Origin of the sequence: Shewanella sp. (assembly GCF_051658185.1) — a bacterium.
Lineage (GTDB): Bacteria > Pseudomonadota > Gammaproteobacteria > Enterobacterales > Shewanellaceae > Shewanella.
Genome location: NZ_JBOFMC010000416.1, coordinates 1 through 5326, shown reverse-complemented (window position 1 = coordinate 5326; position 5326 = coordinate 1). Strand labels below are relative to the sequence as shown.

Here is a 5326-nt window from a genome sequence, read left to right as displayed (position 1 = left end):
TCAAAATGGGCTATAACCCAAGCAATTATTACTTAAGGCGATGATTTCACACGTGATAACTTAGCGTGTTTGCCGCGCCTTAGGGCCATTTAACATCGCAACTCGTTGTGGCCACATTACTTTTGCTATGTGCTATGTGCTATGTGCTATGTGCTATGGCTACATGGTTTTTGCTACGGCGAGTTTGTGATGGTTACAAGAGCTTATTTGTTAGTGTTTAAGCAGCATTGCTTAAACTTTTTGCCGCTATGGCAAAGGCAAGGATCATTTCTTCCCGGCAGTTTTGCCTGAAACTGTTGGCCTTGGGTGTAATACCAGCGCCCCGAGTCAAATATAAATTCTGAACATTCATAGATAGCTTGAATTTGTCCATCCATCCTATACCAAGCCTTAAAGGTGACACTGCCTTGTCGAGGACGCTCGCTGCTCAGCCCATCCTTAGCAGCGAGAATATCGAGTGCCAACCATTCGGGGTGAGGCCCTTTAGTTAACTCTGCCAGCGTGAGGTCACCGATAAAATTGGGATGGTGAGTTTTGATAATGTAATCAAAATTTTTCAAGACAAAAGCGCAATACCGTGAACGCATTAACTGCGCTGATGTGTACTCAGCCGTTAACGCTTTGGCCTGCTCGGCGTCCCAATGCAGATGCAGTAACTGACAACAGTCAGGGTATGATTTCCCGCTGCCGCAAGGGCAATTTTGTGGCGTGTTTTGCATAAATACTGTTAAATTTCAGATTAATAAATTGTGCATACAACCCTAAATTATTAATTAGGGCAGCTTTTTATTCACGGGTAATGGCGTGAACTGTCGGCCATAATACAGATTAGGCACAGGTTTAGCATTGAAATAAAATCGCGGCTCAGCTCGATTATTGGTATCTAAGGAGACTTGCCAACGGTTGGGGGCCACCTTTTGTGTGCCAATAGCAAACTTGCCCGCAAATTCACTCACAGGTTCCCCAGTTTCTTCGGCGGGATAAAATCGCACCAGATAATAGCCGGTATCGATGGCACTATCACCCACAATGGCACGATTTAACACCCTAAAATCAATATCAATACTGGCTTTTTTAGCGCGGATTTTATCAAAAAATCGCTGATAAATGAGGACAATGTTTTCGCGGCCATAAAAAATTTCTTTACTTTGGCTTTCAGAAAGATAGCTGGCATTGGCCGTGTAAATATTGGCGGTAAGCTGATGATCTAGCCGGGTAAACGCTTGAGTAAACAAGGGATAATTATCATTAATTAATTGATCGCTTGGTGGCGTTTGCGGGCTTTTAGCATAAATGGGTAGCGACAATAGCAGCAGGGCTAGCAGCAAAAATCTCATTACTTTATTCTGATAGGGCGTTGATGAGGCCACTATAATAGAGCGACTGAGTTAACTAAAGCATTGAATGTTTACAAAGTGTGTTTATGCACGAGAAATCGATAAGGTGCAATCAAAGTGGAGGAAGGTGAAATGCTGGATGAGGGTGCCGCATTATTTTTTGCAGAAATGGCTGATGTCGTACCATTAAAAGGGGCCGAGACTGTGGTTAATCGTCAGCCAATGGCCTTGACTGCAGAGCAATTACAACGGCGAGCAGCATTGCGTAAGGAAGCATTTTTAGCGTACATGCCACTTGATTTGAGTCTGATCCCGGTAATACGCCCTGATGACATAGTGAGTTTTAAGCGAGAAGGGGTGCAAGGCGGCGTATTTAAACGCCTGCGTCTAGGGGAATATGCCATCAATATGACGTTAGATATCCATGGCTACCGGCTAAATCAAGCCCGTGATGCTGTGCTCAATTTTTTACTTGCCGCTCAGGATCATGGCGAACGCTGCGTGATGTTAATCCACGGTAAGGGATATCACAGTCAGCCCTTTGCCGGATTAGTCAAATCGGCGGTCTGCCATTGGTTATCGCAGCTCGAAATCGTGCTTGCGTATCATTCTGCCAAAACTGAGCAAGGTGGCACCGGGGTGTTATATGTGATGCTCACTAAATCGGAGCAGTTAAAATTGGAAAATAAAGCCGCCAATCGCAAAGGCATGGGCTGGCGTTAACTGTTGCTGGGGATGCTCATGCAATACTGATGAGGGGTGTTGATTGTTAAGCCTACGTTTGTATTGCGGTTTTATTTTGAGATGAGATGGGACTCAGCGTGACCTCGATAAAAACCAGCGCAAGAACTGGCTAAGTTTAGCGCGGTAAATTTAACCATTTTTAGTTTGACATCCTAGATGCCAATGTTTAATTTAAACGAGTGTTTAAATTAATCCAAGGTCACGGAATGGCAAGTCGATCTGATACAAAAACGAGAATTCTTGATGCAGCAGAAAAACTGTTCGCTGAAAGAGGGTTTTCTGAGACTTCTTTACGACTCATCACGAGCAAAGCGGAGGTGAATCTTGCTTCTGTTAATTATCACTTCGGTTCAAAAAAGGAGTTGATCCGCGCGGTGTTAGCGCGTTATTTAGATGCGTTTATGCCTGCGGCTACGGCGCAAATCAACGGATTAAATGCGGCCAGTGCGCCAGCGACACTCGAGCAGATCCTGTCATCCTTGGTCAAACCTTTGTTAGATCTGAATGAATTACGTACCGACGGCACCACGATTTTCCTGCAACTGCTTGGGCGGGGTTATATCGAAAGCCAAGGCCATTTACGTTGGTTTATCACCACCCATTATGGCGCGCATCTCGAAACCTTTGTCCGGGCCGTGTCGGCCAGCGCGCCGCACATTCCCCCCGCTGAAATGTTTTGGCGTTTGCATTTTACCCTCGGGACGATTGTATTCGCGATGGCCTCCGCTGATGCCTTAAACGATATTGCGGCGGCAGAATTTGGTGAGCATAACGACATTGAAGCCGTTATCCGCAAAGTGATCCCCTACATGGCGGCTGGTGTGTCAGTCCCCATAGTTTCTCAATAAAAGGTCTTGATTATGTTAACGATTATAATTTTTGCCCTGATAGCTGTTATCGTGATATTTGCGGTAAAAGATGTCCGTATGCAATTGATCACTCGCCCGGTGTTTCGATTTTTTAAAAAAGTATTACCGCCGTTGTCCGATACTGAACGTGAGGCAATGGAAGCCGGGGACGTGTGGTGGGAAGGCGAGCTGTTTCGCGGCAATCCCAATTGGAACATTCTGCACAGTTATGGCAAACCGACGTTAAGTGCCGAAGAAAAAGCCTTTATCGATAATCAAGTGATGACCGCACTTAAAATGATCGATGATTTTGACATCGTTCATAATCGCAAGGATTTACCGCCAGAACTGTGGGATTATTTTAAAAAAGAAGGCTTTTTCGCCCTCATTATCCCTAAAAAATTCGGTGGTAAAGCGTTTTCAGCCTACGCTAACTCAACCATTGTCAGTAAATTAGCCAGTCGCAGTGTTAGCGCCGCGGTCACTGTGATGGTGCCTAACTCCCTCGGCCCTGGTGAGCTATTGACTCACTATGGTACCCATGAGCAAAAAGAACGCTGGTTACCTGCCTTAGCCAAAGGTGAGGAGATCCCCTGTTTTGCCCTCACAGGCCCTGAAGCGGGCAGTGATGCTGGCGCGATCCCAGATGTGGGCATTGTCTGCTATGGCACATTTGCCGGTGAAGAGGTGCTCGGCCTTAAGCTCACTTGGGATAAGCGATATATCACACTGGCACCGGTGGCCACTGTGCTGGGATTAGCCTTCCAAATGCGCGATCCTGATGGATTATTGGGGGATAAAAAACATCTTGGGATCACTTGTGCACTCATTCCAACGGATCATCCCGGCGTGGTGATTGGCCGTCGGCATAATCCACTGGGGATGGCATTTATGAATGGTACCACCCAAGGTAAGGATGTATTCATTCCCTTAGATTGGATCATCGGCGGCCCTGATTTTGCGGGCAAAGGTTGGCGGATGTTAGTGGAATGCTTATCCGCAGGGCGCGGCATTTCATTACCCGCGTTGGCGACCGCTTCAGGCCATATGGCGACCAAAACGACTACGGCTTATAGCTATGTGCGCCATCAGTTTGGTATGGCCATTGGCCAATTTGAAGGCGTCCAAGAAGCGTTGGCGCGGGTGATTGCCAATACCTATCAGTTAGAAGCGGCTCGGCGCTTAACCACCACGGGTATCGATCTTAAGGTGAAACCTTCAGTGGTGACGGCGATAGCCAAATACCATATGACGGAATTGGGCCGCGCGGTGATTAACGATGCCATGGATATCCAATCAGGCAAGGGCATTCAATTGGGGCCAAAAAACTATTTAGGCCACGCTTATATGTCTAACCCGATTTCTATCACGGTAGAAGGGGCGAATATCTTAACCCGCTCGTTAATGATTTTTGGTCAAGGTGCGACTCGTTGTCATCCTTATGTGTTAGCGGAGATGGAGGCCGCCGTCATGGAGGATCAACATCAAGCCCTAGAGCGCTTTGATTCTTTGCTGTTAAGTCATATCGGTTATGCGACGCGCAATGCCTTTAGTGCGCTATTTAACGCGCTGACTGGCAGCCGTTTTGGCAGCGCTCCCGTTAGCGGTGAGACTAAACAATATTATAAAGATATGACGCGACTCTCCTCGGCGTTAGCGCTGATGACCGATGTCGCTATGCTGATCATGGGCGGGGATCTCAAGCGTAAAGAGATGATCTCAGCGCGCATGGGGGATGTGTTAAGTCAGCTCTATCTAGGCTCCGCCACTCTTAAGTTGTTTGAAGATAATGGGCATCAACAGGATGATTTGCCAGCCGTCAAATACGTGATGGCCAATCGGTTACATTTAGCCGCTAAAGCGCTGCAGGATACCATTCGTAATTTCCCCAATCGGCCGGTGGCATGGTTACTGCGTGGATTGATTTTCCCATTGGGTAATCATTTTAAAGCCCCTGGTGATAAGTTGGCGATAGAGCTGGTGCAAAGCATGCTCAAACCTGGGCCTGCTCGCGAGCGGATTACCTTCTTATGTCCTGAATTTGAAGGTGATATTGGTGGGATTGCACAGGTTGAACAAGCCTTTATGGCCCAATTTGCCTGCAAAGATATCCATAAAAAGCTGAAAAAAGCCCAGCGTGCCGCCGAGCTGCCGACCAAAGTGCCTAATAGCGTGTTATTTGATAAGGCATTGGCTCTGAATATTATCAGTGATGATGAGCATCAACAGCTGATGGAAGCGGATAAATTGCGGCTAGATGCAATCAATGTCAATGATTTTGAAGCACTATAAACGCAGCGCCGTCATGTAACTGATGGCCTTAAAAATAAAAAACCACCTGATGTAGGTGGTTTTTTTATGGGTGAGAGGTTAACTCATGGGCTGTTAACTGATGAA

The 5326-nt window shown here is 46.7% G+C and carries 5 protein-coding genes; 3 read left to right on the top strand and 2 right to left on the bottom strand.

Going from position 1 to position 5326, the window contains the following annotated elements; genetic code table 11:
- Positions 1 to 203: 203 nt before the first annotated feature.
- Together ACRCZA_RS15385 and ACRCZA_RS15380 are read right to left on the bottom strand one after the other, a co-directional pair.
- A complete protein-coding gene (locus tag ACRCZA_RS15385; RefSeq protein ID WP_438675271.1) occupies positions 204 to 719 on the bottom strand; it encodes a YchJ family protein in 516 nt (171 codons plus the stop codon).
- 54 nt (positions 720 to 773) lie between these two features.
- Complete coding sequence (locus ACRCZA_RS15380) at positions 774 to 1337, bottom strand: DUF4440 domain-containing protein (RefSeq protein ID WP_438675270.1); 564 nt, start codon at positions 1335 to 1337, stop codon at positions 774 to 776.
- Between the two features lie 132 nt (positions 1338 to 1469).
- On the opposite strand from ACRCZA_RS15380, the gene smrA reads away from it, so the two are divergent.
- From smrA to ACRCZA_RS15365, 3 genes are all read left to right on the top strand, one after another.
- The gene (gene smrA, locus ACRCZA_RS15375) at positions 1470 to 2060 is read left to right on the top strand and encodes a DNA endonuclease SmrA (protein ID WP_438675269.1); all 591 of its coding nucleotides are present in this window, start codon (positions 1470 to 1472) and stop codon (positions 2058 to 2060) included.
- A 227-nt stretch (positions 2061 to 2287) separates the two neighbouring features.
- Positions 2288 to 2929, top strand: a complete 642-nt coding sequence (locus ACRCZA_RS15370) for a TetR/AcrR family transcriptional regulator (RefSeq protein ID WP_438675268.1) — start codon at positions 2288 to 2290, stop codon at positions 2927 to 2929.
- 12 nt (positions 2930 to 2941) lie between these two features.
- Positions 2942 to 5221, top strand: coding sequence for an acyl-CoA dehydrogenase (locus tag ACRCZA_RS15365; protein WP_438675267.1), 2280 nt, complete (start codon positions 2942 to 2944; stop codon positions 5219 to 5221).
- Positions 5222 to 5326: the final 105 nt, after the last annotated feature.

What these genes read in the sequence shown, in the direction of transcription:
- ACRCZA_RS15385 (WP_438675271.1), bottom strand. Translation starts at nt 719, where the DNA reads ATGCAAAACACGCCACAAAATTGCCCTTGCGGCAGCGGGAAATCATAC.
- ACRCZA_RS15380 (WP_438675270.1), bottom strand. Translation starts at nt 1,337, where the DNA reads ATGAGATTTTTGCTGCTAGCCCTGCTGCTATTGTCGCTACCCATTTAT.
- ACRCZA_RS15365 (WP_438675267.1), top strand. Translation starts at nt 2,942, where the DNA reads ATGTTAACGATTATAATTTTTGCCCTGATAGCTGTTATCGTGATATTT.
- smrA (WP_438675269.1), top strand. Translation starts at nt 1,470, where the DNA reads ATGCTGGATGAGGGTGCCGCATTATTTTTTGCAGAAATGGCTGATGTC.
- ACRCZA_RS15370 (WP_438675268.1), top strand. Translation starts at nt 2,288, where the DNA reads ATGGCAAGTCGATCTGATACAAAAACGAGAATTCTTGATGCAGCAGAA.